Annotated in this window: 4 protein-coding genes; all 4 read left to right on the forward strand. The window is 31.8% G+C overall.

Annotated elements, in window-relative coordinates; genetic code table 11:
* Positions 1–55: 55 nt before the first annotated feature.
* Complete coding sequence (locus NF27_RS07900; RefSeq protein ID WP_039458010.1) at positions 56–562, forward strand: hypothetical protein; 507 nt, start codon at positions 56–58, stop codon at positions 560–562.
* Positions 563–662: 100 nt separating this feature from the next.
* The gene (locus NF27_RS07905) at positions 663–896 is read left to right on the forward strand and encodes a ribbon-helix-helix protein, CopG family (protein ID WP_039458012.1); all 234 of its coding nucleotides are present in this window, start codon (positions 663–665) and stop codon (positions 894–896) included.
* 5 nt (positions 897–901) lie between these two features.
* A complete protein-coding gene (locus NF27_RS07910) occupies positions 902–1,327 on the forward strand; it encodes a type II toxin-antitoxin system VapC family toxin (protein WP_039458014.1) in 426 nt (141 codons plus the stop codon).
* Positions 1,302–2,458 (forward strand): hypothetical protein (locus tag NF27_RS07915; RefSeq protein WP_039458016.1); only part of this gene is annotated, 1,157 nt, incomplete at its 3' end. The genes NF27_RS07910 and NF27_RS07915, both read left to right, overlap by 26 nt.

Below are 2,458 nucleotides of genomic sequence, written 5' to 3' on the forward strand. Positions count from 1 at the left end.
GTGACGTCATTTGAAATCTACAGACTTGTACTTTTTCATATAGCTAATTATTAAGTTGCTTGCCTTACCTTATATCTACCTTCATATTTCATTTCTCGCAACACAATCTGATAAAGTTACGTATAATGATGTTAAAGAAAAAGCTAAGGAAGCTTATAACAATATACATCCGAGTGTACCGACTTCACTGGATGGTTTTGATTTGAAAAAGGGAAGTTATGAAAGTTTAAGATCACAAGTTATGGCTAATACTAACTTAGAGGATGGAAACAACAATGTTGAAACTTCTATGATAAAAAATTCACCTAAATTTACTGGTAATTTCAAAAGTAGTTTATCTGATAACCTAAACGAACTAAGTAATCATTATTCCTCTGATACAAACAGTAATATAACAAATGAGGTTAATGAAACACATAATCAAGTACCTAAAGAGATCGATAAGATACGTTTAAATACAAATAAAGAAGAGCTGAAGTTAGATAAAGAATATAAAGAAACTAAAGATACATTACATACGGTAAAAGCTGCTAAAAATGTCTTAAAAGAGGAGAAAGAATAAAGTAATTTATATGTGCATATATAATATGAAAAACATTGCATAATACATGATAAATGATACTATATTATAGTATGTTTAAAAGAAGATAAGAGGCCTAACTATGAAGAAAAACATAACTATAAGATTAGATAACGATGTAATAAATATATTAGATGTTTTAGCAAGTAAAACATCTTCAACAAAAACAGAAATTATTGAGAAAGCATTATATGCATATGCGCTAAATAATAAAAAAGATAAAAGTAATTTGCTAAAGTTTGCCGGCAACTGGAAAGAAGAAGAAGCAAATAGAATGCTTAATGATATTTATTCCTCAAGAATAAGTAAGGAGTAAATGCAATGAAACTATATTTACTTGATACTGATACAATTATTTATTTTATTAAGGGACATGATGCGGTAGTAGAGAAATTTATAAGCTCTCCGCTTGTTCAGTTATATATATCAGACATCACCTGTGCCGAACTTTATTATGGTGCATATAATTCAGAGTTTCCTGAGCGTAATCTAAGAACGGTTAGCGGTGTAATCGGTAATTTGAGTGCAGTGCCGTTTAACACTAATGCAAGTAAAGTATTCGGTGAGCTTAAAGCGGAATTGAAGAAAAAGGGTGAGCTAATAGCCGATATGGATTTAATGATTGCTGCAATTGCAGTTGCCGGTAATTATACATTAGTAACTAACAACATAAAACACTTTGAAAGAATTAAAGATTTAAAATTAGAAAACTGGAGCGAATATGAGTATAAAGCTAAGAAGCATTAGAGATGTAGTATCTTATATTAGAGAAATATTTGACAGTAGAAATTACCAAAATATTACTTTTTTTAAAGTAGTAGTAACAAGTGTAATTGTAATTATAGCTATATGGCTGTTTAGTAGCATTTATTTTGCAAATAAAGTTTATAATTTTGTCACCGAGAGAGTTACTACCCTACAAGATAAAGCAAGCCATGAAATTACCACTAAAGGAGAAAGCCTAAGTTATTTAGGACATACCCTTATAAAATATAAAGATGATGAAAGAGAAGCAGCTAATGAAGTTTACCAAGCTGCCCAAAAAAGAAGTAGGTTTGAGAAGCAAAAAGCCCAAGAAGCAGAGCTTAATAGAGCAATGGGTGTAATCTCAAATATGACATATGAGCAGGCAATTTCTGAGCGCGCCCATGAGCCGGTACTACTTGTTAGGTACTTGGAATCTTGTAACGGCGAAGTTTATAGCTGGTTACCTCAAAGAAGTTTAGTAGTTCAAACTAAACTAAAAGTGTTGGAAAAATACAAGCAAGAACTGGCAACGAGAACGGATTGGGATAAAGGAGAAAAAAGGGCTAAGGAAGATTATATAAAAGAATACGGTGGTATTGATCCGAATATATCAACATCGCATTTACTAAAATTACTAAAAGAGAAGCAGCCTGAGGAGCTAATGCTTGAGAGCCATACCTTAAATGGACATAGCGATACAATTGAATCATTGGAAAAAATGCACATGTGTATGAACAAAAGTGAGGAAGTATTAAAAGCACTTTATTTTTATTGGTATAATTATGCAGAGTTTGATGACCCTAAGTGGAATTTTCAAAAGCTGCAATCCATAGCTAATAATCTTCAATTAGGGCAGGATTTAGACTTTAGCGTAATTAATATTATAACTGAAGAAGCCCAAAGATTTAAAACTATTCCGGGCTACCGAGATTCGCGTCCTTTAGAATCTATGAGAGAATATTTAACAAAAGGAAAGCATAAAGATAGAATAAGTCTGATAATGGCTTTCTTTGCTGAAACAAACGACAAATTAGCTCAGCTTGATCCAAATAACATGGGATTTAAGACCAATGCCTTCCAGTTTAGAATGAGAGAATATAATTCATGGAAAGCTAAGTGGGATGAAATGCA

It is taken from the genome of Candidatus Jidaibacter acanthamoeba, from assembly GCF_000815465.1.
GTDB lineage: Bacteria > Pseudomonadota > Alphaproteobacteria > Rickettsiales > Midichloriaceae > Jidaibacter > Jidaibacter acanthamoebae.

What these genes read in the sequence shown, in the direction of transcription:
- NF27_RS07905 (WP_039458012.1), top strand. Translation starts at nt 663, where the DNA reads ATGAAGAAAAACATAACTATAAGATTAGATAACGATGTAATAAATATA.
- NF27_RS07910 (WP_039458014.1), top strand. Translation starts at nt 902, where the DNA reads ATGAAACTATATTTACTTGATACTGATACAATTATTTATTTTATTAAG.